This window comes from Marinobacter sp. (assembly GCF_041686475.1).
Taxonomy (GTDB): domain Bacteria; phylum Pseudomonadota; class Gammaproteobacteria; order Pseudomonadales; family Oleiphilaceae; genus Marinobacter.
In genome coordinates, this window is sequence record NZ_JAWLDU010000041.1 from 1 (window position 1) to 26,335 (window position 26,335).

The window sequence follows — 26,335 nt, forward strand, 5'->3', positions numbered from 1 at the left end:
CCCGACTTTCTGGCGCTGGAAAAACGGTTGGCAGCTTCGTCTGATGACAGAGGAAGTTGAAATGCCCTGGGACTGGCCTGCGGAGGTCAATTACCACGAAGCAAAGGCTTTCTGCGAATGGAAACGCGAGCAGACCGGCAAATCCATTCGTTTGCCAACCGAAGACGAATGGTATCGGCTCTGCTCGGAAGCCGGTGTACAGGAAGTGGGTGAAAACCCTGCAAACGCCAACCTGCACCTGGACCATGGCGCGTCCTCCTGTCCCGTCACCCGCTTCCCTCACGGACAGTGGTTCGATGTCGTGGGTAACGTCTGGCAGTGGATGGAAACACCGACCTATCCTTTCGAGAACTTCAAGGTACACCCACTCTACGACGACTTCACAACGCCCACCTTCGATGGACAGCACCATCTGATTAAAGGCGGATCCTGGATTTCCTGTGGGGACGAAGCCAGGCTGGCAGCCCGCTACGCCTTCAGACCGCACTTTTTCCAGCATGCCGGATTCCGTTACGTTGAGTCAGAAATCGAAGCCGCACAGCCCAATGCCTACTATGAAAGCGACCGCTTACTGACCGAATACGCGGAATTCCATTTCGGGGATTCCTGGTTTGGCGTGGACAACTTCCCCAAAGTCCTTGCGGACATCTCGCTTGAAGCCATGAAAGGCAAAAACACCGGCAAGGCCCTGGATCTTGGCAGCGCTTGCGGTCGTTCAAGCTTTGAGCTGGCCAGAGAGTTTGACGAAGTGGAAGGTGTCGACTTTTCCGCCAACTTCATCCGCCTTGGTGTAGAGATGGCGGAGCAGGGTGCTATTCGCTACGCCCTGGCCGAAGAGGGCGAACTGGTCAGCTACCATACTCGCACTCTAAAAGAACTGGGGCTGGAAGGTACTTCGGAGAAAGTGTCGTTCCATCAGGGTGACGCCTGTAATCTCAAACCCCAGTACAGCAGTTACGACCTGGTGCTGGCAGCTAACCTGATCGACCGGCTTTACCGCCCAAGTCGCTTTCTGGACACCGTCCACGAGCGCATTAATGATGGCGGAATTCTGGTCATCGCCTCGCCCTATACCTGGCTGGAAGAACACACGCCAAAAGAGGAATGGATCGGTGGTTTCAAGAAGGATGGTGAAAATCACACCACTCTGGACGGACTCAAGGAACACCTTGGCGGACACTTCCGGTTGGTGGGCGCGCCGCGCAAGGTGCCTTTCGTCATCCGTGAAACACAGCACAAATTCCAACATACACTGTCTGAAGTCACTATCTGGGAGCGGTTGCCGCGCTGACAAGCGCACTAATCTCCTCATCAATTGCCTCATGGGCCACCAGCTGATCAAACCAGCCGGTGGCCACCTCTTCACTCAACAATCCCAGTATTGCGCCTAGCACTGCACCCCTATGAACGTTGTCGCCGCCCAGATTGGTGTTCACGCGAAGTGCCATCCAGGGATCCTTGCGATATTTATAGGCGAGATACAGAACCGCAGGCCAAGAGTCCGATATGTAACAGGCCGGCGAATAGAGCCGGCCCACCACCTGCAGGTCGGGCAGATTTCGCTTTACCAGTTCGGCGACGTTCAGACCTGCCACGCCTTTGCCGGCTGCCACGAGAAGGGACTGGACACCTTCGTCGTCTGGGCCCTCCATCAGTCCGCACAGCAGCTCCACGTACCGATCACAGACCTTCATCAGCCCTTCATCCGGGTGCGTCAGCGCCAGATGCTTGCGGCAAAGAGCCTGCAGATCCGACAAACCAGTGCCCCCGAGTCGCTGCGAAAATACCAACGGAGCGATGGTGACCAATCCGCCCACAGAAGGTGTATCGTGAGTGATCATGGCGCATTTCTCTGGCGGCAGCCCCTGCTGATAATTGGCAAAAAAACCACGATGGTAGGATTCAGCATAAGTATCCGGATGCGCGGGAGGGTCGCCGGTCATAAAATCGATATAGGACGAAGCGAAGGCCTGTGGATCATATTGCCCAGATCGATTGGCCAGCGACCGCATAAGAAGCCGCGCGCAGTGCGCATTAAGAGTGTTCTCACCAGGTCCAAGGCCCCGATGATAGTGAACGTTCGGCTTATTCCAGTATTTCGCCCTGCCCTTCAGGATTACCTCCCCCACAATTTGAGGAGACCGCTCACCTGACTTATTCTCACCCAGACGGCGACCACCCCCGGTGGTCGAGTGCAGAGCCATTATTGAAGAAGGATGAAACTCCGGCGCTGCCTCAAACCGTTGAATTCCACCCGGGAAGGCCTTCTCGATATCCATCGGGTTGTAGTACCAGTGCACCGGCATTGCCAGTGAATCAGCGATAAACTCGGTCTTCAGGGCACTGGTAACGCGAATTGCTGGAGCGGATGTCTTAGACATAAAGGGCTGCTCTCGCTGATGGCAGGTTTGAGGTTGATCCAGTTCGGGCGGACAAGCTGTTCATAGGCAGATTCGGCTGGAATCAACGCTGCTGAAGAGACGCCTGGGAAATCTGGCTTTCCGGCGCCACACTCTGGGTCAGCCACACATTACCTCCGATGACCGACGCGCGCCCAATTGTGATCCTGCCCAAAACAGTGGCGCCGGCATATATAACTACGTCGTCCTCAACAATAGGGTGCCGGGGTTCGCCCTTGGTCAGGGAGCCGGACTCATCCTTGGTGAACCTGACGGCACCCAGGGTCACGTTCTGATATAGCCGCACCCAGTCGCCAATGACCGCCGTCTCGCCAATCACGACACCTGTGCCATGGTCGATGAAAAAAGAACGTCCAATGGTTGCGCCCGGGTGGATGTCGATGCCAGTGGTTGAATGGGCCTTCTCGGCGATAATCCGGGCAATGATAGGCAAACCGGCGTTATAGATCGCATGGGCAAGTCGATGATGGATCAACGCGTGAACGCCGGGGTAGGAAATCAAAACTTCATCGACACAGGTGGCCGCAGGGTCACCACTATAAGCAGCGAGTACGTCCTCATCCAGCTTCCGCCTCAATTCGGGAAGCTGACCGATCAGATCGACTACCAGTTTACCAGCCTCATTTTGAAGCGTTTCTGGGGCGCGCTGATTGCGCTCGGCGTAGCCCAGCTCAAGGCACGCCTGAGCGACCAAGTCACGTTCAACGGTGCCGAGGCTATAAGCAACAAACTGGTTTTCCCGCTCCTTGGTAAGGTCTGGAGGACCTAGACGCATTGGAAACAAAATCGCGCACAGTCTATCGACTAAATTGTGAACTGCCTGATTTGAAGGCAGTTCACGGTTGCCAAGGTCCAGCTCCCGGCCCTGCTCCTCTCGCCAGTCATGGCGGGCACGGCGAAGTTCGCTGGTGACCTTATCAATGACGCTTGCTTCCGGTTCCAATTCGCTTTCCTCTTGTTTGTGCGGCTCCGGCAGCCTTGATGAATCAACAAATGCTTTCTAGATACGGCCTGAGAGCCTTAAACCGATCACTTCGTCGCGCCAATCGGTCTGAAGCTAATTTGATTTTCGGAGAAAAACGGCAACCTAAGTTTAGGAATGTCCGCCCAGGAAGCCCGGTAAGCTGGTGCTACCGTTAACTCACGAAAACGAGTGCAAGAGACCAGCGACCTCATCGTTGTCCGATTCCCGGACACTCGTTACCTATTACCAAATCGCGGGCTGACGCGCCGACAATGATGAATGGCACTCTTTGATCCGAGCCGACACGCTTGATGGCTTTGTAGGTATTTAACTGGATCGGATCAATCTTCCTGGAATCGATCTCTAATCTTGCCATAAAGCCGCTCCGCTGCTTCCAGGTTTCGGGGGTCTCCGCTCGCCAGGAGATCTGCGTATACAAGAATGTCTGGCGCGACACAGGAGTTCTGATGCAAGTTATCTGGATCGTAGCGCCAGAACTTCTCGTAAATCTGCAATGTCTCAGACGAATTGGCGGTGTTCTCGGGGCTTTTTCGCAGCCTGTGCTCCATCACCAGGTTTTTGAGCTTTTCCCGTGGGAGGTAGAGCATGCCTTGTGCTGGAGACAGGTAATTGTCCAACAAAGACGCGCCAACTTCTCCACCCCAGCATCCACCGAAGGCCTCCGGTTTGATTTCCTTCCAGGGCATGTCAGATTTCGCCTGAAACAATCCCATGTCCAGCTCGGGCAGTAATTTTTCCGGGTAAGTCTCAACCCAGCGATCAAGCAACTCCATTGTTGATTCAAGCGACCTTGAGCCTTTTTTCCCATGCTCTCGGACATAGCCCTTGTCTTTCAGGTCGTTCAGAACCCAGCCAATTGCACCGAGGGCAACATCGCTGGTTTCGGCCATTTTTCGATAGGTTTCTCCAACGAGGTTTGGTTCTACCAGAAAACTGAAAATCAGTTTTAGACCTGATGCGTTGAAGGCTCTGGATGTTTTCCGTGGCGAAGTATGGGGAGATGGAGTGCGATTACCTTTTACAAAGACGAAGAAGGTATTCTGATTCAGGTAGGCATTGCCAGCAGTATCAATGAACTGTACACCAACATCTCGCAGACGATCTGCCATATTAGGATTCACGTAGTCAGCAACAAGCAATGCAGGCGAAGGCATTCTTCGAAGCTGAGCAGCAATAGTGCCCACGTTCGACTGCTGCACCCATCGCTTGAGCTCGACACTATACTCAACCCCCGTAGAGCCCAGTTCGAGAATAAAGTCCTCTGTGTAAGGCATCACCTTACTCGCGTCACGCGTGTATAGCTCTAAGCCCGTTTCATTATGGAATGCGCGTATTGCCTGATTCAGAAGTTCGTTTTCATTGATCGGTGTTTTCATAGACGCTCCACATCACTGTTCACAAAATAGCACCGTTCATTATTAATGAACAAGTGTTTCTGATGAACATAGATGCAAAGCGGATCTTGCTCGCCCTGTTTCCCAACCAAACCTCTACCTTTGCCTATAAATATGCCGGGCTCTATTTTCAAAATCTGGCGCAAAGAGCCTGATATCATTGAAGAAACCCCTGCCTCCCTCCGAAAGCAGAGGCTTCAGGTTCGAATCCTGACAGGCGGCCAGAGCCTAGAACCGCGCAGTGAATGACATGATCATGGCTGGTCATCCGGCGGAGCACCCTCTTCACATTTCCTGCAATCAAGCTCAAATCCCATCATCGACTCCCTGCCGTCAGCCGAGGTGACCCAGGGGCGGTTCACCCACGGCGGCGAATGACGCACATGCTGATTGTGGCCGCACCTTAACTGAGCGACCCAGTGGTTTTCCTCGTCTTTATGATAGCCAGTGATGGGTTGCTTCATGAGCTCTAATCTGGAAATGAAATTCCGATGAATAGACGTATCGCCTAGGCGTCCGTAGGCTCTTCGGACTGCGTCCCTCTTCCACGCACCCAGGCAGCCCGAACCGTTTCCGTAACCACCCCGGCCAGAAGCCCGAAAAACGGGTCGGCCCAGACGGTCACCAGTGCCGTTGTTGCGATGACAGGCCAGCAGGACGGTTTGGCCGACCAGAGGCGTCTGGACAAGGCAAGCTCGACCGCCGTCAAGAACAACAGGGCCCCGAGACCAGCCATGGGAATGGCCGCGATGACTGACAGGCCGCCCGGTATAAAGGCGACCAGCAGCAGAGCTATCCCCAGTAAAACGGGAGCCATGCCGGTCCTCGCGCCAAAACGATGGTGCGCCGCCACACCGCCTGCTCCATGGCACATGGGCATTGCACCGAACGGCACCATAAGGAGATTGGCCAGACCGGTACTGACCGACAGCCGGGCCGGGGAAACGCGACGGGATTGCTCGCCGTAGTAATCCCCGACCACCAGGGCCGTCAGTACGATGGCGTTGGTCAACGTGAGGGCCAGCTGGGGTAACACCAGCATGGAAGTCGCCTGTTGCCAGTCGTCGATGCCCGGTAATTCAGGCAATGAGAGTACAACCGAATTTTCCACAGGAAGCGTGAGTCCGGGAGCCCCCAGCAAGGTACCGATTGCGACGGCCCCACCAAGCCCTATCAGGGCCGCTGGCCAGTTTGGCAGCATCTTCAGGGTAATGCCCAGCACCCCCAGCGTCATCACGCCCAGTGGCACGGAAGTGGCCATCAACCCCATGCTCATGCTGGCCAGCATCAACCCCAGCCCAAGCTGAAGCCCGCTTAACACGGATCTTGGAATAAGTCGGGCTGCGCTGTTAATCCAACCCGTCAGGCCCAGCACCAACAGTATGATCCCTATCGCCACACCACTGGCAACCAGGCTCTGGGACGTCACCTCGCTGGTCAGCAACAACGCAGCAACCGCTTTCATGGGTTGAACCGGTATCGGCAGTCGATAATACAGCCCCGTTGCGATGTAGAATGCAGCAAACCCCAGCAGTACCGGTATCGGAGCCAATCCTGCCAACCCGATAGCCCCCAGACCCAGTGGAATCAGGGTGCCAATATCACCCATCGCCCCGCTGGCATCTTTCACCAGGGTTTTTTGTACTGAAGGCATGATTAATCCGCCTGTTTGTTGTTATTGGTGCTGTTCAAGCGTTGTAGACAACTTTTCCCAGCTCACGGATGTCGTAACCACCTAGCGCCTCGGCACGCTGGGTGAAGCGCTCGCTGGCGGCAAACGCCAGCAGGCGCTGCAGGGCCGGTTCAAAATAATGGCGCCGGCGCATGGCCAGATCAAAATGCTCCTGTTGTAGCGGAATAAAAGCCAGCCCCTGGCGCTTCGCCGCGGCTTCGATTCCCACGCCGATATCCGCTTCTCCCTGGCGAATGGCCAGGGCCAAATCGTCCTCGCTGAGGGAGGCATGAGCGGCCCATGCGAGGCTCTCGGCATCGATACGGTGGCGGGCGAGCAGGCCCTGCAGCAAATGGCTGACGCCGGCATCGGGCTGGCGATGCGCGATGCGTATGCCGGGCCGCGCGATATCCTCCAGCCCTTTAAGTCGATGAGGGTTATCCGCGGCCAGAAGAAGCCCCTGCTGACGTTTCGCCCAACGGATCAGCACCAGGTCGCGCATGCCGATCAACCCCAGCGTGGCGGGATCGTTATACCGCTGGGTTTCGGCATGCCAGATATGCATCCCGGCCAGCATCGCGCGCCCATCGATCAACCTTTGTACGCCATCGCCGCTTCCCTGGCACAGCAAAGCCAGCTCTGCACTGCTCTCTTTCACCGCCCATTCCAGCAGCGGATCCTGACTACCCGCCAGAACCGGCGGGATAGGAGAGCTGACGCCATCGTCACCCTCCAGATGGTTCATCAACCACAGGTCAATGCGCTGGCGGGGAAACAACAGCTTCCCTGTCACCCGTACACAGGGAATAACTCCCTGGCTGACCAGATCGTAGACTTTGCGCTCTTTCAGGCGCAGATACTCGGCGGCTTCGGCCGTGGTCAGGTAAGCGGGAAGCGGCATCAGTCTCTCCTGGTGGCCGTAAAAAGCATTAGGCTGTTTTTGGCTGCATATTTTTCAGCACGCTGTGCAAAGCGTAGTCAGAAACGCCACGATGCTCAATATCAAGGAGGCGCAGCCGTGGAAAATAATAATGCGTTTTATGTGGCGCTGTCGCTATTACTAAATCTCGACGCTTCGCTGATTCAGATCGTAGCGCTGTCGCTGCAGGTTTCGATTCTCGCAGTTCTGATCGCCGCTGTGCTGGGGTTTCCCCTCGGTGCGGCGGTTGCGCTGTGGCGCTTCCCGGGGCGCGGCGGGATGATTGTCTTGCTCAACGCCCTGATGGGACTGCCTCCCGTGGTGGCCGGGCTCATGGTGTATTTACTGCTCTCACGCGCCGGGCCACTGGGTGAGTGGGGACTGCTGTTTACACCTGGGGCCATGGTTATTGCTCAGGTGGTACTTGTGTTGCCGATACTGGCGGCGCTGTCACGCCAGAAAGTCGAAGAGCTGCTGGGTGAGTACCATGAACAATTTGTGTCACTGGGCATGTCACGTCCACGGATGATGCCCACCCTGTTATGGGATGCCCGTTTTGCTCTATTGACCATCCTGCTTGCCGGATTCGGCCGTGCCAGCGCCGAAGTAGGCGCGGTGATGATGGTGGGCGGCAACATTGAAGGAGTCACGCGAGTGATGACGACCTCCATTGTGCTGGAAACCGGCAAAGGCAACCTGCCCCTGGCGCTGGGGCTGGGGATTGTGCTGCTGGCGCTGGTGATGCTGATTAATGCGGGCGTCTATCTGATGGGCGAACTGACCAGAAGGCGGACAGGATGACCTCATTCAACCTGCCTCGCCTCGCCTCATCCGCCCTTATACCGCCCCCGGCACTGTGCTTCGACGGTGTTGCTTTCAGCCACCAGGACAAGTTACTGCTGGGCCCGTGCTCATTCACTCTGAACGACACCGGTCCCACCCTTGTCATGGGGCCTAACGGGGCAGGCAAAAGCCTTCTGCTGAGGCTGGCCCACGGTCTGCTGACGCCCACCCGGGGCAGTGTGGCCTGGTCCGGTGAAGGGCGCCCCCGCCAGGCCATGGTGTTCCAGCAACCGGTACTTTTGCGCCGTTCAGCCGTGGCCAACCTCACTCACGCGTTGGCGGTGAATAACGTACCGCGCAGGACACGGGTGAAGCTCGCATGTGATGCGCTTGAGCGTTTTGGTCTTACCGCCAACACCCACACCCCCGCTCGCGTGCTCTCCGGCGGCGAACAGCAGCGCCTGGCTCTGGCCCGCGCCTGGGTGCTGTCGCCTCAGGTGCTCTTTCTGGATGAACCCACCTCTGCTCTTGATCCCGCAGCTATCAAGGCCGTAGAGGCCGCCGTGCGTGAATTCCATCAGCGTGGCACCCGCGTTGTGATGACCACCCACGATCTGCATCAGGCCAGGCGCCTCGCCGGGGATGTGCTGTTTCTTTCAGGCGGAAAAGTACGTGAACACACCCCCGCTGAAACGTTCTTCAACGGACCCGTCTCACGAGAGGCGCAAGCGTATATTGCCGGAGAACTGGTCGAGTAAGTCGGCTCCCGAACCGAAAAAGAGAAGAACAACATGAAAAAGACCCTGACCCTCGCGCTCTCAGTTCTGGCCAGCATGAGCCAGGCGTTAAACGCTTACGCCAATGACTACATCACCCTGGCATCCACCACGTCGACCGAGAACTCGGGGCTGTTCGACGCCATTTTGCCGAAGTTTGAAGAAGCCACCGGCGTCCAGGTAAGGGTTGTGGCCGTGGGCACCGGCCAGGCGTTTGAAATCGCCCGCCGCGGCGACGCCGACAGCCTTCTGGTACACGACACCACCGGCGAGCAGCGCTTTGTCGAAAACGGCTACGCAAGCCAGCGAGCCGATGTCATGTACAACGACTTTGTATTGATCGGACCTGCCAATGACCCCGCCAATATCAGTGGGGCAAAAAGTGCCGCCGAAGCATTCCTGGCGATCGCCAATGCCGAGGCGCCCTTCACATCACGGGGCGATGACAGCGGCACCAATCGCGCCGAGTTGCGCTTCTGGGAAAACGCTGGTGTTGAACCGGACGGCGACTGGTACCGCGAACTCGGCAGTGGCATGGGTCCAACGCTCAATACCGCAGCGGCAATGGATGCGTACGTAATGTCGGATCGCGCCACCTGGGTGGCCTTTGGAAACCCTCAGAACCTGACGCTGCTTTTTGAAGGCGACGACGTGCTGTTCAACCAATACGGCAGCTTGCTGCTCTCCGAAGAGAAGCATCCGCACCTCAAGCACGACCTGGCCAGGCGGTGGCACAACTGGCTGATGTCCGGGGTTGGCCAGCAAGCAATTGCCGAATTCAGGGTGAATGGACAACAGCTATTTTTCCCGAATGCCAAATAGGCTAATCTCTGCCGAGCTTCACAGAGTTTTAAATCTACAGCGTTCCTGAAAGGGCTATAACAAGAATGACGATTAATCCCCTGCTTCCCGACCCCAAAGATCCTCGACTGTCCCGCGCTGTGGAGGGCGTTGATGAACACGGTCAGCCGAAGTCGATCAGCGTGATCGAAGAACGCCCCCTGACCATCTACCTGAACAGCCAGGAGATTGTCACGGCAATGACCATTGGCGATCACCCGAAGTATCTGGCGCTGGGTTTTCTGCTGAATCAGGGAATGCTAAAAGAGACCGACCAGCTCACCGGCATTGATTTTGACGAAGAGCTGGAAGTCGTGGTGGTCCGCACCTCAGGTGTCACCAATGTAGAGGACAAGCTGGAAAAGAAAACCCGCACTTCCGGCTGCGCCGTGGGGACCGTTTTTGGCGACATGATGGCGGGACTGGACGGCCTGCAATTGCCGGACACTCCGGTCCACACCAGTACCTTTTACGACCTTTCCTACCAGATTAACCACACCCCCAGCCTGTATATGGAAACCGGCGCCATTCATGGCACCGCGCTTTGTCAGGGGCTCGAGGTGCTGGCTTACATGGAGGATGTCGGGCGTCATAACGCGGTGGACAAGATCGCCGGCTGGATGCATCTGAATGACATCGCGGCAGCCGACAAAGTCCTCTACACCACGGGGCGCCTGACCTCCGAGATGGTCATCAAGACGGCCCTGATGGGCATCCCCACCCTGATCAGCCGGTCAGGCTTTACCGCCTGGGGCGTCGATATTGCCCGGCAGGTGGGCTTGACGCTGATCGGCCGTATGCGTGGCAAGAAATTTACCTGCCTCAGTGGCCAGCATCGGCTGGTGTTCGATCAGGACCTGTCGCAGGTTCCCGATGAAGAGAAAAAAATGCGTCGTAAAGGGGCAGAGCATGACTGAGTGCGCCGTCATTCTCGCCGGCGGCCAGGCCAACCGCATGGGCGGTGGCGACAAAGGGCGATTGATGCTGGGCGACCAGTCGCTGATCCAGCGCGTCATCGAGCGGATCACACCACAGGTCGACGCCGTAGTACTGAATGCCAACGGGGATTTAAGCCGGTTTGATGATCTGGGCCTGCCGGTAGTGGCCGACTCCATTGGCGACTTCCCGGGCCCGCTGGCGGGTGTGCTCGCCGGTATGGATTGGGCGGCTGAACAGGGCCATGAATGGCTGATCAGCGTTGCCGCGGATACCCCATCGTTCCCTCTGAACCTGGTGGAACGATTGTCCGAATTCGATACGCCCGTGGTGCTGGCGGCCACGCCGGATCCTGAACGCGGCCGGCTGCCTCAGCCGACCTTTGGCCGCTGGCAGGTGGCCTTGCGGCATGATCTGCGAGCCGCTCTTAACGACGGAGTGCGCAAGATTCGCCAGTGGACACAGGCTCAGGGTGAGGCGCTGGCGGTTTTTGACGAGGGCGATTTCTTCAACATCAATACACCGGAAGACCTGGCCTGGGCGGAGAAGTACCTGAAGTGAACGTCATAGGCATTGTGGGCTGGAAAAATTCCGGAAAAACCACGCTGGCCGCCGCTTTGATTCGCGAGCTGTCAGCCAGGGGATTAACGGTTAACTCGATCAAGCACGCTCACCACTCGGTGGATGTGGACCAGCCCGGCACCGACAGCTATAAACACCGTGATGCTGGCGCCCGGGAGGTTATCCTGGCGGGTGGGCAGCGTTTCGCCATCATGCATGAGCTGCGAGGCGCCCAGGAGCCCACGCTCGAAGAGTTGCTGGCTCGTCTGGGCCCCTGCGACTGGGTTGTGGTTGAGGGCTTCAAAACCCATTCACATCGCAAGATAGAAGTGCACCGAAAGGAGGGTTCGCGTACCCCCCTTTACGCGGAGGACGACAACATTATTGCGGTAGCGGCAGACTATGCTGCGGATTTTTCGGGGCCCGTTTTCGATGTAAACGATGTTCCCGGAATCGCTGACTTTATTCTGAACGTCGAAAAACCATGAACGATACATCCAGCAGAAAAATAACCAGCACCGGGAAAGCCATGAAACCGCTTCGTAACGACTGCTTTGCCCTGCCCCCCGGGGTTAACTGGACGCCCGTGGACGAGGCCCTGGAGCGTTTACGCTCACGCCTGCATCCAGTGGTAGGCGTGGACCGCGCAGTCCCGCTGTCACAGGTGAATGGCCGGATACTGGCAAGCGACGTTTACGCACCCCGCGCCCATCCCCCCAGCAACAATTCCGCGGTGGATGGTTATGCGCTTGCAGGGCCAATTACCGATGTGCCCTGCTCTCTGCCCCTGGTTGATGGCCGGAGTGCCGCCGGCAAGCCCTACACCGGCCGGATACCCGAGGGCCATGCCATCCGGATTCTGACCGGCGCCGTCATACCGGCCGGCACAGATACCGTGGTCCTGGAAGAGGACTGTGAGGTCAAGGACGGGCAACTACATCTGAACGGCACGTTGAAAGCGGGCGCCAACGCACGTCAGGCCGGTGAAGACATCCAGGCTCAGGATCGGATCCTCACGGCAGCAACACGCCTGACCCCCACCCAGATTTCCGTCCTTGCCAGCGTCGGCGTCGAATCAGTCGATGTCTATCAGCCGCTTCGGGTCGGCGTGCTGTCCACCGGTGATGAAGTGAAGCCAGTGGGCTCAGAGGTCACCGAGTGGCAGATTTACGACGCCAACCGCCCGATGCTGAGTGCCCTGGTCACGCAGCTCGGCTACGAGCTGGTGGACCTGGGCCATGTGCTGGACCGGGCCGAGGATGTGAAGCAAGCGTTGGAACGTGGCGCTGAACAGTGTGACCTGATTCTGACCAGTGGCGGAGTGTCTGCGGGGGATGAGGATCATGTATCGAAAACCCTGAAAGCCCATGGCGACATCAGCAACTGGCGCATCGCAATCAAACCTGGCCGCCCCCTTGCGCTTGCCATGTTCCAGGGGACGCCCGTGGTGGGCTTGCCGGGAAATCCGGTGGCAGCCTGGGTCTGTGCACTGCGGTTCGGCGCTCCGGCGATGGCATTGCTGGCGGGGGGCAAATGGTTTGAACCCCGGGGCTATGTCATGCCCGCCACTTTTTCCAAGAACAAAAAACCGGGGCGCAGCGAAATGTTGCGCGCCCGGGTACGTGATGGAAAGGTTGAGGTTTTCGGCTCTGAGGGCTCGGGCCGGGTAACCGGTCTGGCCTGGTCCGAGGGGATGGTGGAACTCAACGAGAGTGCTCAACAAATAGAGCCAGGGACCCCGGTGCGGTTTATCCCGTACGGCAGCTTCGGGCTCTGATGCCCTCAGAGATTAATCATTCGTAGCCGCCATGTACGGCAAAGGCCTCCAGCGAAGCATCCTGAGGGGCCCGGGAGCGGTAGGTTTCCTCGACACCTGACTCGGTCAGCGTCCGGCTGATCATCAGCAGAGTGTTTTCCTCGAAGTCCTCGCACATGTTGCGCATCTGGTCGATTTCTTCGCAGGCAACCGGATAGGCAGCATCAATATCCGGCGCGCCGTAAACCTCCACAAAGGTTTGCGCCAGTGTCTGCCGCAGTTGCTCCAGCTCTGCTTCAGTGATATTGCACACGCCCACAAAACTGGCGCGCCCCCCGGATTCGATACTGTACCAACCGTTGGTAAACGCTTGACGAGCCTTGCCTTTCAGGTCGGCCTCTGTCCAGTTGGAGAACTCGAACCCGCCTGAAATGGCCCATTCCCCGCTGGGAGCAGGCACTTCATATACATTCTCATCGGATATATCCAGTCGCAGGGTTCGGGCCAGTTTCATGTGTGCTCCGCGAATTCAATCAAACTTACTGTTTCGGTCATGACATCCTGGCGCAACAGCATCCGGCCCTTTTCATCCAGCCCGACGAAAACGCCGGACCTTGGCTGGTCGATCATTTTGCCCAGGGTGTCGCAGCGTGGCCGCCACTCATTGTGTACGCGCTGGAACCCGCTGTCCATGAAGTAGGTGAGCCATAGAAGGGTGTGTTTGGACCAGCTCTCCAGCAGCGCCATGGGCTGGATATCGCTGCACCCCTCTTCCAGCAGACAGGTTTCATTGGGGTTTTTACCGGGCTCGTCGCTCACCGGTATAAAGGGTACATCGATACCAATCACCAGCCAGCTCGGATGCGCATTGGGATCTGACACATCCGCTGCAAAGCGAACGCCACCGCAGACTGCACCATTGACCTTGATGCGGTCGGGCCACTGAAAATGCACCGGCACCTCGGGTGGCGCCAGTGCTCCGATACTCTCTGCCAGACCTATCTGGGCAACATAGACCGCCTGAATGGCCTCTTCCAGGGGTGTTTCTGGTGCCAGCACCAGGGCCGCGCGCAAGGTGTCGCCCACCTCGGAGTAAAAGATCGTGCCGGAATCGACGCCGGCAATGGCCTGGCTGACGGCCTTGTCAAAAGGGTCCGTTTGTCTGGGCACGGCCTGGCCCGAAAGTAGCGGCGGGAACTGGGGTGACTCGATCATCGAATGGCCTGTGCGTATACGTCAGAGGCGATAATTTCATCGGCGATGCGCTGGAACGACCTGGACTGGAGGCTATCGGGCTTTGACACCACAATCGGGACGCCGCCATCCGAACCAATCCGGATATCCAGATCGAGCGGAATTTCACCCAGGAAAGGTGCTCCCAGCTTTTCTGCTTCAGCCCGGGCACCGCCGGAACCAAAGGGATGGTGCTCTTTACCGCAACCGTCGCAGATAAAGGAGGCCATGTTTTCTATGATACCAAACAGCGGCACCTCCATCCGGTTGAACATGTCGATGCCCTTGCGCGCGTCCATCAGGGCAATGTCCTGGGGCGTCGAGACCACAACGGCGCCCGCCACAAAGAATTTCTGGCTCAGGGTCATCTGCACGTCACCGGTGCCCGGCGGAAGATCCACCAGCAGCACATCCAGCCGGCCCCAATCCACCTGATTCATCATCTGCTCCAGCGCGCCCATCAGCATGGGCCCGCGCCAGACGATGGCTTCGTCATCCGGAGCCATCAGACCCAGGGACATCAGGGTGACACCATGATTGCGCAGGGGCAGAATGGTATGCCCGTCGGGACTGGACGGACGACCGGAAACCCCCAGCATGCGGGGCTGGCTGGGCCCGTAAACGTCTGCATCCAGCAGGCCCACTTTAAGACCTTTCGAGGCCAGCGCAACCGCCAGGTTGGACGCCACTGTCGACTTGCCAACGCCGCCCTTGCCCGAGGCAATAGCGATAATGCGATCAATCCCCTTCGGATTTTTGTCCTGTGGCCGGGGCGCGTCGGTACCGATCAGGTTGGATTTTCCGACTTCGGTGTATTGAACCATGTTGTATCCTGTTTGATTTTTCAGCTGTCGAGGTAGTCGTCACTGGTGCGAACCCGCGGACGATCGCCCCCGGCCATGGGCGCGGTGTCACCGTGGAACTGGGCATTGACACGACAGTCGTCACACATCTTGATGAGCTGAACATTATCAGAGTTGCGGTACATCCAGTGCTTGTTTTCCAGCTTTTCAACAATCCGGTTAATGGTGCTGGCGACGCCAAAGGGCCGGCCACACTTGATACACTCGAACGGTTCCTCACTATGCAGCGCCCTGGCACTCAGGGCCTCTTTCGATACGTCCAACTGGGGTACCAGGTTGATCGCCGTCTCCGGACAGGTGCTCTCGCAGACCCCGCACTGAACGCAGGCGTTTTCCGTGAACTGAACCTCCGGGCGGTCCGGGTGATCACCAAGGGCCCCGGTGGGACACAGCGATACGCAGGCCAGGCAGAGCGTGCACTTATCGGAGTTGATCTCGATTGCGCCGTAGGGTGCGCCCGCTGGCAGTGGAATCGGCGCGTCGATCCTGTCCGCCATCGCGCTGATGGTAACCCGCGTGATGTCCCGACGGCCGCCAACCAGCAGAACCGGCTCGCTCACTCGCCCGGCGTTGTCCCCGGCCTCGCCAAGCTCTTCCGCTGCGATCACCCGGACCCGGCTGGGAGAGTTTCTGGTACCTTTAAGCATGGCCTGGGCCAGTTCAACTTCCGCAGCAACGGCCCGACGATCCAGCTCATTGTCCGCCAGGATCAGGACTTCAGCATAACCCGCACCAAACGCAGCCATTATCTCTGCGTGGCCGACACGATCGACATGCTCCAGCCCCAGTGGGAGCAGATCGTCCGCCAGTCCATCGTGGTATCGTGCCAGATAGGCAATGGAATCATTACCCGCACCGAGGGTGTGGAAAACCAGGCGCGGGGATTCTTCGGCATGCTCGCGATAGACCCGGGCCATAACGGCCATGACCTGGGTCAGAGTCTCGAAAGGAGTTTCATTCATGGTCACGGCTGAGGTCGGGCAAACCGCCGCACAGGACCCGCAGCCGGCGCAAATATCAGAATCAATCTGTACATGCTCCCCGAAGGAAAAAATCGCCTCGGTGGGGCAGACATCAAGACATCGGGTACAGCCGGGCTGGTTCGACCGTGAGTGCGCACACAGTGAGGTTTCCAACCGGAAATACACGGTTTTCTCGAATTCACCAACGCGGTCCCTGGCCGTCAGGGCGATACGTTCCAGCTCTCCGGTTCTGGCCGGATCCGCCCAGAAGTAGCCGTTGCGTTTCTCGTGGCTGGGAAATGCCGGTGCACCGCCACGCAAGTCGATGAATACATCGCACTCACTCCGGGCAGTGTCTCTGACCTCACCATAACCGAGGGCACCGCGACCGGCGGGATTCAGAGCCTGAAGCCGGGAAAATTCCAGCCTGAAGTTTCCCAGTGCGCCCTCGGCGCCCGTCAGTTGGCCTCGGGCCATGTCGTAACTGGCAGAGGGCAGCTGTATGGGCCCCGCATCATTCACAATACAGGTCACACCCAGCTCATCCTGCACCAGCTCAGCCATCCTGATAGCCTGCTCGGTGGGGCCGACAATGCAGCAAACCCCGCTGGACTGAATGGTTTTCACCGGCGCCGCAGGCGCCGGAATCTGGGCTGCGGCGATCAGTGCCGCCTGTTTGGCCTGCAGGCGCGCGGGTTTTGCGCTCGCTGCGCTCCAGCCAGCACGATCCCGGATATCGATAGTATTCAGCGGTGCGGACTGCCCGGTTTCAGCCTGTACGTCCTCACTCAAACGCTCGAACAGGGCGGCCTGCTGGCCACAGGCAATGAGCAGTTCGTTACTGCCACTCATGTGATCGGCCGCCGTCTTCATATCTGTGCCGCACAGTTGATCCACCATGATCACCTGTTCAGCTGCCGCGGCCGTTTGCAATGCATCGGGATCGAAAGACTGGGTCTTGTCGCAGGTGCAAATCAGTAGGGTTTTTTGTGCACTCATCAGAATCTGCTCTTCTAGTTATTCTTGTAGATATACGTGTTCAATATTGTCCATCGAGGATGCCACACCCGTTTGTCCTTCGACAATTGAATAATTGGCTAATTGTTGGCGCTCTGCTAGATTCGTAGGAGAAGGAGCCGCCTTAAGCCGCATGAAGCGCCGTACAGAGAGCTGTCATGAGTCGTAACACAGATAGTTGGAAGCGCGAGCTTAAAATCGGTGCAGTAATTCGGCGATCGCCCGGAGTGACCCGTTGGGCCCGTGAGACCTGGAAGCCAGTGGCTGTTATACCCGGTGCGCCAGAGGCGTTCTGGAACGAGTTGGTCCGTGACGGCGAGGTAGTCGACTATCATGCGGGTACTGTGGCAATGGAATTATTTCGCGCCGATGTGGAAGGTTACCTTGTTTCCCTGAATATGGCCGTTCCTTCCGTCTGGGTAATACTGGACCGCGATCAGAGCGGTAGGTCTCCTTCAGGATGGGTTGTCAGCGCTGTTACCGCCAGCGCCCATGAAGCACTGGATTCTCTGGACAGTGGCGAGAGCATCGTCGAAGCAGTTCCGATTCCAGAATCCCTGGCAGCCTGGATCAAAGAGTTTATCGACATGCACTATGTCGAAGAGCCTTTCAAAAAACGCCGTCGCGACGAAATCAGTGTTGATGGCAGCGAAGATGGCAAAGGCGATGCACGCATTCGTCAGGAGAGCGACGTTTTCCGTGCACCTGCCAACCAGAAAACACCGAGAGTGCACTGATGGCTGAGTCACGCTTACAGCGTTGGTCGCGGAGGAAAACCGGCGCCAGCAAAGAGACTGAACTCCCCCCTCCTTCGGCCATCGAGCCCGAACCGTCCCCGGAAGAGCAGGAACTCGCCGTCAACGAAGCCTTGCCTGAGCAAGAGGTCCTGGAAAAGTACAATCTGCCTGACCCGGATGCCATCGAACTGGGCACAGACATCAAGGGGTTCATGCGAAAAGAGATTCCCGAACTCCTGCGTCGCAGGGCCCTGCGCTCGCTCTGGAAATCCAATCCGGTTCTGGCAGTCCTGGACGGGCTCAATGACTATGATGAAGATTTTACCGACGCCGCTGTAGCGACCGAAGCCGTCAAAACCCTGTACAAAGTGGGCCAGGGTTTTGACAGAACGCCAGTGGTTGATGACAAAGCTGAAGATCAGGCCAGAAAACAGATGCAGGAGCAGGCCCAGGCGTCAGAAGCGACTGCCCCTGAAGGGGTGGCCGAACAGGAACAGAATGAAAAAGAGCTGGCTGAAGAGTCAGCACCCGAAACTGCCGTCGCATCCACGAGCACTGTTGGCCTCGTGGATCCCGGGGCACCTCAGGCTGACGCGGAACCTGCACCGCGCTATCGGCCCCGGATGCGTTTTGATCATTAGTGTTGGTTATCAGTGGCGCTCGGAAGTGTAATTGCTCCCGGCCCTGATTGAGCGTATAAAGAATGAACAAGTGTCCAAAAATTAATGTCGCGAAGACGATCCAACAAAAACAGTAAGGACAGAGAGTTGAACAACACCGCTGAAATTCAGTGCCCTCGTTCGGTCACCGACGAAGACCGCTCGCGTGCGCAGATGTACCAGTTGCTGGGCGCCTTGCTGAGCGGCCCGCCCTCAAGGGAACTGCTTCGTGGCCTCGCATCCTTGCAGGGTGGTGACACCGCCTTGGGGTCCGCCTCCAAAGCTCTCGCTACTCTTGCCGAACGCACCTCGCCTGAAGACGCCAATCGTGAATACAACAACCTGTTCATCGGTGTCGGTCGCGGCGAACTACTCCCCTACGCCAGCTATTACCTCACCGGTTTCCTGAATGAAAAACCCCTTGCGGATTTGCGTGGCGATCTGATTGCCAGGGGCATCAGGGTCAGCGATGACGTCAAGGAGCCCGAGGATCATATCGGTACGCTTTGCGAGATCATGGCGGGAATCATTACCGGAGAGTTCGAAAGCGAAAGTAGCCTGTCTTCCCAAAAAGCTTTTTATGACGCGCACCTGGCAAAGTGGGCGGCATTGTTTTTTACCGATTTGGAGAAAGCGCAAACCGCAGTTTTCTACGCCCCTGTGGGGTCGCTTGGTAAGGCTTTCATGGCCGTAGAGGCCGATGCGTTTGCACTTCAATAACCGGGATCTACCGGATCCCTTAACCCAGGTGGAGGTGTCCTATGGACAACCAACAACGTGATAACAGCCGTCGCCGTTTCTTGCGAATGGCCGCAACAGCAGTTCCAGCTGCCGTTGCCGTGGCAGTAGCACCGAACGCCGCAGCCGAGGTCGCCGGAAACGACGCGCCTAAAAGCAGCGGCCTACGTGACACTGAGCACACCCGTAAATATCTGGAATCGGCTCGCTTTTAAGGAAGAGTGAGTCATTCGAGGTTGCGAAAGGCTCTTGGATGACCGCACTTCCGGGAAAACGAGAATAAAAAAAAGAGAGAGGTACGAGACATGTTGAGGAAGAAAACCAACGGGGTAGCGAAAGGCTCCCGTGCGGGATCTTTACTTTCATCCCTCGGTGCAACGACCATGGACCGCCGCGGATTCCTGACGGCCTCAGGCGTTGCAGTGGGTGGCCTTGCGGCTCTGTCGCTGCCGTCTACGCGCGTCCAGGCTGCAACCCCGTCGAATGAGGGTAGCGACGTCGTTATCAAGAAGTCAGTGTGTACGCACTGCTCGGTAGGCTGCACAGTCGAGGCTGAGGTTCAGAACGGCGTATGGACTGGCCAGGAGCCGGGTTGGGACAGCCCCTTTAATATGGGTGCCCACTGCGCCAAGGGCGCATCAGTGCGAGAGCACGGCCACGGTGAACGCCGCCTGAAATACCCCATGAAAATGGTCAACGGCGAGTGGCAGAAGATCTCCTGGGACGAAGCTATCAACGAGATCGGCGACAAGATGTTGCAGATCCGCGACGAAAGCGGCCCCGATTCGGTCTATTGGCTGGGCAGTGCGAAGTTCAACAACGAACAGGCCTACCTTTACCGCAAGTTTGCTGCCTACTGGGGCACCAACAACGTCGACCACCAGGCCCGAATCTGTCACTCAACGACAGTAGCCGGCGTAGCCAACACGTGGGGCTACGGTGCGATGACCAACTCGTACAACGACATCCACAAGTCCAAGGCCATCTTCCTGATCGGGGGCAACCCGGCAGAAGCGCACCCGGTATCGCTGCTGCACATCCTGAAAGCCAAGGAACAGAACAACGCGCCGCTTATCGTTTGTGATCCGCGCTTCACGCGAACTGCTGCTCACGCCGATGAGTTCGTTCGCTTCCGTCCGGGCTCAGACGTCGCGCTGATCTGGGGTCTGCTGTGGCACATCTTTGAGAACGGCTGGGAAGACCAGGAGTTTATCCGTACCCGGGTGTACGGCATGGAAGACATCCGCGAAGAAGTGAAGCGCTGGCCGCCTGAGGAAGTTGAGCGCGTAACCGGTGCTCCCGGAGCGCAACTCGAGCGCGTCGCGCGTACCCTGGTTAACAACCGCCCGGGCACGGTTATCTGGTGCATGGGGGGTACTCAGCACACCAATGGTAACAACAACACCCGGGCTTACTGCATACTGCAGCTGGCGCTGGGTAACATGGGCGTCTCCGGCGGCGGAACCAACATCTTCCGCGGACACGACAACGTTCAGGGTGCCACCGACCTGGGCGTTCTTGCCGATACCCTGCCGGGCTACTATGGCCTCGCAGCCGGCTCCTGGGCCCACTGGGCACGGGTGTGGGAAGAGGACATGGATTATCTGAAGGGCCGCTTTGCCACCATGGATAAAGATGGCAAGTCCAGAGCCATGATGAATGAAAAAGGCATTCCGGTATCCCGCTGGATTGATGGTGTTCTCGAAGCCAAGGAAAACCTCGGCCAGCCTGACAACACCCGGGCGATGGTTCTGTGGGGTCACGCGCCCAACTCGCAGACCCGTATGCTTGAAATGAAAGAAGCCATGGAAAAGCTGGACCTGCTGGTGGTTGTGGACCCTTTCCCCACAGTTTCTGCCGTGCTGCACGATCGTAAAGAAGGCGCATACCTGCTGCCAGCGACCACGCAGTTCGAAACTTCAGGGTCAGTCACCGCTTCCAACCGATCGCTCCAGTGGCGTGAGAAGGTCATAGAACCCCTGTTCGACTCGAAGGTCGATCATGAAATCATCAAGCTTCTTGCAGACAAGTTCGGGTTTACCGACCGTATGTTCCGCAACATTGCGATCGAAGGCGACGAGCCGGTCATCGAAGACATCACTCGCGAATTCAACCGTGGCATGTGGACCATTGGCTACACTGGTCAATCGCCAGATCGCCTCAAGAAGCACATGGCGAACCAGCACCACTTCGACAGGACAACCCTGCGCGCGGTGGGTGGTCCCTGCGATGGCGATATCTACGGTATGCCGTGGCCATGCTGGGGCACCGCCGAGATGAACCACCCGGGTACACCGAACCTGTACGACATGTCGTTGCCGGTTTCCGAAGGCGGTCTTACCTTCCGGGCCCGTTTTGGTGTCGAGCGCGACGGCGATAATTTGCTTGCTGAAGGTGTCTATTCGAAGAATTCGGAGATCAAGGACGGGTATCCCGAGTTCACCATGCAGATGCTGATGGATCTGGGCTGGGACGGTGACCTGACACAGGAAGAACGCGCCGCTATTGACAAGGTTGCCGGCCCCGAGACCAACTGGAAAACGGATCTTTCAGGCGGCATACAACGTGTTGCGATCAAACACGAGTGTGCCCCCTTCGGTAACGCCAAGGCCCGCGCCATAGTCTGGAACTTCCCGGATCCGGTCCCGCTTCACCGCGAACCGCTGTACACCAACCGCCGTGATCTGGTGGAAGATTACCCGACCTATGCTGACAAGAACTTCTGGCGCGTCCCCACCCTGTACGAGTCCATTCAGAAGAAGGACTTCAGCAAGGAGTTCCCCATCATCCTCACTTCAGGCCGACTGGTTGAATATGAAGGTGGTGGTGATGAGACTCGCTCAAACCCCTGGCTGGCGGAGCTGCAGCAGGACATGTTCATCGAGGTGAATCCGCGCGATGCCAATAACCTGAACCTTCGTGACGGTGAGGATGTCTGGGTTTCCGGCCCTGAGGGCGCACGCATCAAGGTCAAAGCGATGATCACCGAGCGCGTCGGCGAAGGCGTAGCCTTCATGCCGTTCCACTTCGGCGGACACCTGGAGGGCAAGGACCTGAGGGACAAGTACCCCAAGGGCGCCGATCCCTATGTACTGGGTGAATCCACTAACACGGTTCAGACATACGGGTATGACTCGGTCACGCAGATGCAAGAGACCAAAGCCACCCTGTGTTCTATTATGCCAGCATAATAAGAGGTGTATAACATGGCACTTGAAGGACAAGCACGAGCAAAGTTTCTTTGCGATGCCGAACGCTGCATTGAATGCAATGCCTGCGTAACGGCCTGTAAGAATGAGCATGAGGTCCCCTGGGGCATTAACCGTCGACGCGTGGTGACTATCGAAGATGGTAAGCCCGGTGAGCGCTCGATCTCGGTAGCATGCATGCACTGTTCAGACGCGCCCTGTATGGCCGTTTGTCCAACGGATTGCTTCTACCAGACCGACGATGGAATAGTGTTGCACTCCAAGGACCTGTGTATTGGTTGTGGGTATTGTTTTTACGCTTGCCCCTTCGGCGCACCCCAGTTTCCCCAGGCGGGCAACTATGGCAGCCGGGGCAAGATGGACAAATGCACGTTCTGTGCAGGTGGTCCAGAAGAAGACAACTCAACAACCGAGTTCAACAAATACGGTCGCAACCGTATTGCGGAGGGCAAGCTGCCAATCTGCGCGGAAATGTGCTCGACCAAAGCCTTGTTGGCCGGTGACGGCAACGAAGTGGCGGACATCTATCGCCAGCGCGTAGTGAGCCGAGGCTTCGGTTCAGGCGCCTGGGGATGGGGCACGGCCTACGAGAAGAAGGGCGCATAAGCCCAGCTGTTGATTCCGGGGCCTTGGCGCCCCGGAATTCATTGAGGCAACGGATTCTTTTTGTTCATTCCGCTGGAGTGCTCTTCATGAACGTTAAAATCTTCAGTGCCGCCATCTTTGTGCTGGCGACACTGCTTTTCAACCCTGGTTGGGCGCAAGAAGCCCCTGAGGTTGATCGAACCAGCACCGGGGGCGCTCAAACCCTGGAAGACATCATGGCCCGCCAGAAACAGCTGGAGGTTGACGAGTCTTTCCGATCAGAAAATCTGGGCGATCCAGCCAATGCGGCGGCAATCGACGAGCAATTGGGTACTCTCGGAGGGCGCTCTCAGGCTGACGCCTGGCGAGGCGTTCGCTACAACGAGATCGACATCCGCACCGAGGTTCGGGGCCCTGCAGTCGACGTTCTGATCCAGGACGGAGGCATGCCCTGGTATGAGCTGCGAGAAGGGCCGGTCATCGCCTATGGGGGTGGTGCAATCCTGGGCTTTCTGGCACTGCTGGTGGTGTTCTACTTCATTCGCGGCAAGATCATGATCGACGGCGGCCCTTCGGGCACCAAGATTGAACGATTCAAGGCCATCGAACGATTTGGTCACTGGTTACTGGCCGGCTCTTTCATCGTTTTAGCCGTTACGGGGCTGATCACGCTCATGGGGCGCAGTTTCCTGATTCCTGTTATCGGGCATGAAGCGTATTCTACCCTGGCTGTCGGCTCCAAATGGATTCATAACAACATTGCGTGGTCCTTCATGCTGGGTCTGATAATGACATTCTGCATGTGGGTGGCGCACAACATCCCCAACAAGCTGGACTGGCATTGGCTCAAGGCGGGCGGAGGTATTTTCACCAAGTCCCATCCTTCATCGAAGAAGTTTAATGCTGGCCAGAAGATCATCTTCTGGACTGTGATGATTCTGGGCTTTTCAGTCTCACTGTCAGGCCTGTCGCTGCTGTTTCCGTTTGAAATGCCCATGTTCGCCTCAACCTTTGAGCTGATCAACAGCGTTCTTGGAACCAGTTTCCCGACCGCCCTGGCTCCACACGAAGAGATGCAGTACGCCAACATCTGGCACTCGATCGTGGCGTTTGTGATGATGCTGGCTATCATCGCACACATCTACATCGGCTCGGTCGGTATGGAAGGTGCATTCGATGCCATGGGTAACGGTCAGGTTGATCTGGAATGGGCCCGCCAACACCACGACCTGTGGGTAGAAGAGGTTCAGGCCAGACAAGGCAAAGGAGAATCATCGTGAAAGTCATGCTAGCGGGATTTGTTGCCGCCCTGGTGATCGCCGCTCTTGCTCCGGTAGTCCTGGATCAGTTCGGATGGTCTTCCGCAGAACAATACAGTAGCGAGAGCGTGCGGCTTGACTGATCAGTCAGAGGCATACGAGGAGGTACATCAGGTCGACGCCGTCGGTCTGGTGTGCCCTCTTCCCATTTTGCGTTTTAAAAAACGCACACAGCATTTGCCCAGTGGTACTCAGGTCGACTTCCTGGCGGATGACCCCAGCGGCCGCAGGGACCTACAGGTACTGTGTGAGCTGACAGGCCACAGCATTGAATCGGTCCGCGAAGAGGACGCCGGCGTCATCCGCTACCGTATTCGTCTGGCGTAGTGATCCCATCGCTTTACCCGGTACCACCTATTACACTGTGTTCAAACCATCCGCTGGAAGATACCGTCTTTGCGAAACAGGTGGCGCAAAGCTGCCGCGATATGGCCGGCGATCAATACACCCAGGGTTATGGCAAGCCACCCGTGTATATAAAACAGGCGTGCAGCCAGCTCCTCGTCCTGAGGAACAAGGGGCATGGCAGGCAGTGTGACATCGCCCAGTATGCCCAGAGCCGGATACGCCGTCACACCAGCCCAGCCAAGCAGCGGCGTCAACACCAGCAAAATATAGATCAGGTGATGTACACTTTTGGCGGCTAACTGCAACCTGCGCGGCATTTCATCCGGGTAAGGCGGACTTTTTAATCGGATTTTCATCCCTATCCGCAGAATCATCAGTAATAACACGCTAAAGCCAATGGCTTTGTGCGCACTGTACAGAGTATTCGTCAGTGCCCCCCAGATATCCGCTTCCGCACGTGAAGCCATCCACAGCCCAATGGGTATCAATGTCAGAACCATCAGAGCCATTACCCAATGCAGCACCCGCCAGCCTGCAGGGTATTTCTGAAACTGTGGCATACGCTATCCCCCCATTGTGGTTTGCCGCAGCGGCAGCGAGCCCGGGTCAGACGACGAGCCGGGCATAGATATCCCCCGAGGCAATTCCTTCGGCCTCCCCTTCAAGCCATTGCCGGAGTAATTCCGGATTCCGCCATGAAGGCCAGATAAAGTGGCGTAGTTCGCCCGCAATAACATTGAACTCGTGTCGGCCGAGCCGATCCAGCTCCTCCAGGCATTGCAATGCCTGATCAAGGGCACCATTCACGAACTCAAAGGACAGTGCCGGCACCGGCTGGCTCAGCCCCGCCAGGACTTCCACCTCAAAGCCCTCTACATCAATCTTGCAGAAACGAGGCCTGCCGTACTGTCTTATTAGCTCGTCCAGGGTTGTCACCGGGACCGTTATCGAGTCTTCCCATCGCACATGCCGGAAGCCGGCAATGGTGGTGCGCAGCCGCTCCCGCCATCGACTGTCCAATGATGCCACCGTGGGATTACGAAAGCTCAGTGCCAGTTGCGCACTGCCCGGCGCCCGCCCCACTGCCAGCGGCAGACACACTATCCCTGGTTGGTGCCGGGTCAGCCGCTTCAGCCATCGCAGCAGCTGAGGTTGCGGCTCCACCGCCACTACCCGGGCCCCCAGTGCGGCAAACGCGGAGCTCCGGTCCCCCAGATGGGCACCAATATCGAATACCAGGTCTCCGGGGCCGACGAATTCACTGTAGAGCCGGCGCAAAGCCCTTTCGCGACCGGGGCGTCGATAGATAACCAGGGACCGCCCCAGCCCCAGCCAACGGTTCAGTTGATCGGTGATGGCTTTCTTCATACATGCAGTCTAGAACCGGAATCCCGTACATGCAGCAAAACAATAACGTGGGAGCCCAGACGAGGTAGGTGATCACTACATTGGCGGCGCTGCGACCATCAAGTCACAGCAGCATAAGCCACAATTTCCACCAACATTTCCGGGCGCGCAAACCCGGAAACAATGATTGCCGCACGATTGGGGTAGGGTTCAGCCACATATTCCGCGTACACCTGGTTGACCACTGCCAGATGCTCGCGGTCCGTCACGTAGATG

29 protein-coding genes are annotated in these 26,335 nt (G+C 57.5%); 16 read left to right on the forward strand and 13 right to left on the reverse strand.

What is annotated here, in order from left to right:
- Window positions 1-1,291, forward strand: a 1,291-nt coding sequence (locus tag ACESMB_RS10510; protein ID WP_372971502.1) for a putative 4-mercaptohistidine N1-methyltransferase, incomplete at its 5' end; no start/stop codon positions are given.
- Here the strand turns inward: ACESMB_RS10510 and ACESMB_RS10515 are convergent.
- From ACESMB_RS10515 to ACESMB_RS10540, 6 genes are all read right to left on the reverse strand, one after another.
- Window positions 1,266-2,381, reverse strand: coding sequence for an ADP-ribosylglycohydrolase family protein (locus ACESMB_RS10515; protein WP_372971503.1), 1,116 nt, complete (start codon window positions 2,379-2,381; stop codon window positions 1,266-1,268). The two genes, ACESMB_RS10510 and ACESMB_RS10515, sit on opposite strands and share 26 nt — an antisense overlap.
- 82 nt (window positions 2,382-2,463) lie before the next feature.
- Window positions 2,464-3,363, reverse strand: coding sequence for a serine O-acetyltransferase EpsC (epsC, locus tag ACESMB_RS10520; RefSeq protein WP_372926890.1), 900 nt, complete (start codon window positions 3,361-3,363; stop codon window positions 2,464-2,466).
- A gap of 362 nt (window positions 3,364-3,725) precedes the next feature.
- A complete protein-coding gene (locus ACESMB_RS10525; RefSeq protein ID WP_372971504.1) occupies window positions 3,726-4,781 on the reverse strand; it encodes a type IV toxin-antitoxin system AbiEi family antitoxin in 1,056 nt (351 codons plus the stop codon).
- Between the two features lie 272 nt (window positions 4,782-5,053).
- On the reverse strand, window positions 5,054-5,263 hold the full coding sequence (locus tag ACESMB_RS10530; protein WP_372926888.1) for a DUF3565 domain-containing protein: 210 nt from the start codon (window positions 5,261-5,263) through the stop codon (window positions 5,054-5,056).
- Between the two features lie 44 nt (window positions 5,264-5,307).
- Window positions 5,308-6,453, reverse strand: a complete 1,146-nt coding sequence (locus ACESMB_RS10535; protein ID WP_372971505.1) for a putative sulfate/molybdate transporter — start codon at window positions 6,451-6,453, stop codon at window positions 5,308-5,310.
- Window positions 6,454-6,487: 34 nt separating this feature from the next.
- Window positions 6,488-7,372 carry a substrate-binding domain-containing protein gene (locus ACESMB_RS10540; protein ID WP_372971506.1) on the reverse strand — a complete coding sequence of 295 codons (885 nt, stop codon included), beginning with the start codon at window positions 7,370-7,372 and terminating at the stop codon, window positions 6,488-6,490.
- Window positions 7,373-7,489: 117 nt separating this feature from the next.
- Between ACESMB_RS10540 and ACESMB_RS10545 the strand changes: the two genes are divergently transcribed.
- The 7 genes from ACESMB_RS10545 (at window position 7,490) to ACESMB_RS10575 (ending at window position 13,063) form a co-directional block, all read left to right on the forward strand.
- Window positions 7,490-8,191 carry an ABC transporter permease gene (locus ACESMB_RS10545; protein ID WP_372926885.1) on the forward strand — a complete coding sequence of 234 codons (702 nt, stop codon included), beginning with the start codon at window positions 7,490-7,492 and terminating at the stop codon, window positions 8,189-8,191.
- Window positions 8,188-8,931 carry an ATP-binding cassette domain-containing protein gene (locus ACESMB_RS10550; RefSeq protein ID WP_372926884.1) on the forward strand — a complete coding sequence of 248 codons (744 nt, stop codon included), beginning with the start codon at window positions 8,188-8,190 and terminating at the stop codon, window positions 8,929-8,931. Before ACESMB_RS10545 ends, ACESMB_RS10550 begins: the two co-directional genes overlap by 4 nt.
- Before the next feature lie 33 nt (window positions 8,932-8,964).
- Window positions 8,965-9,771, forward strand: coding sequence for a substrate-binding domain-containing protein (locus ACESMB_RS10555; protein ID WP_372971507.1), 807 nt, complete (start codon window positions 8,965-8,967; stop codon window positions 9,769-9,771).
- Window positions 9,772-9,836: 65 nt separating this feature from the next.
- Window positions 9,837-10,706, forward strand: coding sequence for a formate dehydrogenase accessory sulfurtransferase FdhD (locus ACESMB_RS10560; RefSeq protein ID WP_372926882.1), 870 nt, complete (start codon window positions 9,837-9,839; stop codon window positions 10,704-10,706).
- Complete coding sequence (gene mobA, locus ACESMB_RS10565; protein WP_372926881.1) at window positions 10,699-11,286, forward strand: molybdenum cofactor guanylyltransferase MobA; 588 nt, start codon at window positions 10,699-10,701, stop codon at window positions 11,284-11,286. Before ACESMB_RS10560 ends, mobA begins: the two co-directional genes overlap by 8 nt.
- Window positions 11,283-11,774: a molybdopterin-guanine dinucleotide biosynthesis protein B gene (gene mobB, locus ACESMB_RS10570; RefSeq protein ID WP_372926880.1), complete on the forward strand. Its 492-nt coding sequence runs from the start codon at window positions 11,283-11,285 to the stop codon at window positions 11,772-11,774. The genes mobA and mobB overlap by 4 nt, the downstream gene beginning before the upstream one ends.
- Before the next feature lie 41 nt (window positions 11,775-11,815).
- Window positions 11,816-13,063 carry a molybdopterin-binding protein gene (locus ACESMB_RS10575; protein WP_372971508.1) on the forward strand — a complete coding sequence of 416 codons (1,248 nt, stop codon included), beginning with the start codon at window positions 11,816-11,818 and terminating at the stop codon, window positions 13,061-13,063.
- A 16-nt stretch (window positions 13,064-13,079) separates the two neighbouring features.
- Here ACESMB_RS10575 and ACESMB_RS10580 read toward each other — a convergent pair whose 3' ends face one another.
- The 4 genes from ACESMB_RS10580 to ACESMB_RS10595 are packed head-to-tail and all read right to left on the reverse strand — an operon-like array spanning window position 13,080 to window position 17,099.
- The gene (locus ACESMB_RS10580) at window positions 13,080-13,556 is read right to left on the reverse strand and encodes a DUF6505 family protein (protein WP_372971509.1); all 477 of its coding nucleotides are present in this window, start codon (window positions 13,554-13,556) and stop codon (window positions 13,080-13,082) included.
- Window positions 13,553-14,257, reverse strand: a complete 705-nt coding sequence (locus ACESMB_RS10585) for a biotin/lipoate--protein ligase family protein (RefSeq protein ID WP_372926877.1) — start codon at window positions 14,255-14,257, stop codon at window positions 13,553-13,555. The genes ACESMB_RS10580 and ACESMB_RS10585 overlap by 4 nt, the downstream gene beginning before the upstream one ends.
- Window positions 14,254-15,099, reverse strand: a complete 846-nt coding sequence (locus tag ACESMB_RS10590) for an Mrp/NBP35 family ATP-binding protein (protein WP_372926876.1) — start codon at window positions 15,097-15,099, stop codon at window positions 14,254-14,256. The genes ACESMB_RS10585 and ACESMB_RS10590 overlap by 4 nt, the downstream gene beginning before the upstream one ends.
- Window positions 15,100-15,119: 20 nt before the next feature.
- Entirely contained in the window at window positions 15,120-17,099 is a 1,980-nt protein-coding gene (locus tag ACESMB_RS10595; protein ID WP_372926875.1) for a 4Fe-4S binding protein, read from the reverse strand.
- Window positions 17,100-17,275: 176 nt separating this feature from the next.
- Between ACESMB_RS10595 and ACESMB_RS10600 the strand changes: the two genes are divergently transcribed.
- The 8 genes from ACESMB_RS10600 to ACESMB_RS10635 all read left to right on the forward strand — a co-directional run bounded on the left by ACESMB_RS10600 (window position 17,276) and on the right by ACESMB_RS10635 (window position 24,691).
- A complete protein-coding gene (locus ACESMB_RS10600) occupies window positions 17,276-17,854 on the forward strand; it encodes a DUF3305 domain-containing protein (protein ID WP_372926874.1) in 579 nt (192 codons plus the stop codon).
- Window positions 17,854-18,495, forward strand: a complete 642-nt coding sequence (locus tag ACESMB_RS10605; RefSeq protein WP_372971510.1) for a DUF3306 domain-containing protein — start codon at window positions 17,854-17,856, stop codon at window positions 18,493-18,495. The genes ACESMB_RS10600 and ACESMB_RS10605 overlap by 1 nt, the downstream gene beginning before the upstream one ends.
- Before the next feature lie 126 nt (window positions 18,496-18,621).
- Entirely contained in the window at window positions 18,622-19,233 is a 612-nt protein-coding gene (locus ACESMB_RS10610; RefSeq protein ID WP_372926872.1) for a molecular chaperone, read from the forward strand.
- A 323-nt stretch (window positions 19,234-19,556) separates the two neighbouring features.
- Window positions 19,557-22,442 (forward strand): formate dehydrogenase subunit alpha, encoded by a 2,886-nt coding sequence (locus ACESMB_RS10615; protein WP_372971511.1) that lies wholly within the window; start codon window positions 19,557-19,559, stop codon window positions 22,440-22,442.
- A gap of 15 nt (window positions 22,443-22,457) precedes the next feature.
- Window positions 22,458-23,066 (forward strand): formate dehydrogenase FDH3 subunit beta, encoded by a 609-nt coding sequence (fdh3B, locus tag ACESMB_RS10620; RefSeq protein WP_372927643.1) that lies wholly within the window; start codon window positions 22,458-22,460, stop codon window positions 23,064-23,066.
- An 86-nt stretch (window positions 23,067-23,152) separates the two neighbouring features.
- Window positions 23,153-24,325, forward strand: coding sequence for a formate dehydrogenase subunit gamma (locus ACESMB_RS10625; RefSeq protein WP_372927642.1), 1,173 nt, complete (start codon window positions 23,153-23,155; stop codon window positions 24,323-24,325).
- A complete protein-coding gene (locus ACESMB_RS10630) occupies window positions 24,322-24,447 on the forward strand; it encodes a hypothetical protein (RefSeq protein WP_372927645.1) in 126 nt (41 codons plus the stop codon). Before ACESMB_RS10625 ends, ACESMB_RS10630 begins: the two co-directional genes overlap by 4 nt.
- On the forward strand, window positions 24,440-24,691 hold the full coding sequence (locus tag ACESMB_RS10635) for a sulfurtransferase TusA family protein (RefSeq protein ID WP_372927641.1): 252 nt from the start codon (window positions 24,440-24,442) through the stop codon (window positions 24,689-24,691). Before ACESMB_RS10630 ends, ACESMB_RS10635 begins: the two co-directional genes overlap by 8 nt.
- A gap of 41 nt (window positions 24,692-24,732) precedes the next feature.
- On the opposite strand, the gene ACESMB_RS10640 is transcribed toward ACESMB_RS10635, so the two are convergent.
- The 3 genes from ACESMB_RS10640 to ACESMB_RS10650 form a co-directional block, all read right to left on the reverse strand.
- Window positions 24,733-25,272, reverse strand: a complete 540-nt coding sequence (locus tag ACESMB_RS10640; RefSeq protein WP_372927640.1) for a cytochrome b — start codon at window positions 25,270-25,272, stop codon at window positions 24,733-24,735.
- 46 nt (window positions 25,273-25,318) lie between these two features.
- The gene (locus ACESMB_RS10645; protein ID WP_372971512.1) at window positions 25,319-26,080 is read right to left on the reverse strand and encodes an FkbM family methyltransferase; all 762 of its coding nucleotides are present in this window, start codon (window positions 26,078-26,080) and stop codon (window positions 25,319-25,321) included.
- Window positions 26,081-26,178: 98 nt separating this feature from the next.
- The coding region (locus tag ACESMB_RS10650; protein WP_372971513.1) for a RidA family protein at window positions 26,179-26,335 on the reverse strand (157 nt) is incomplete at its 5' end.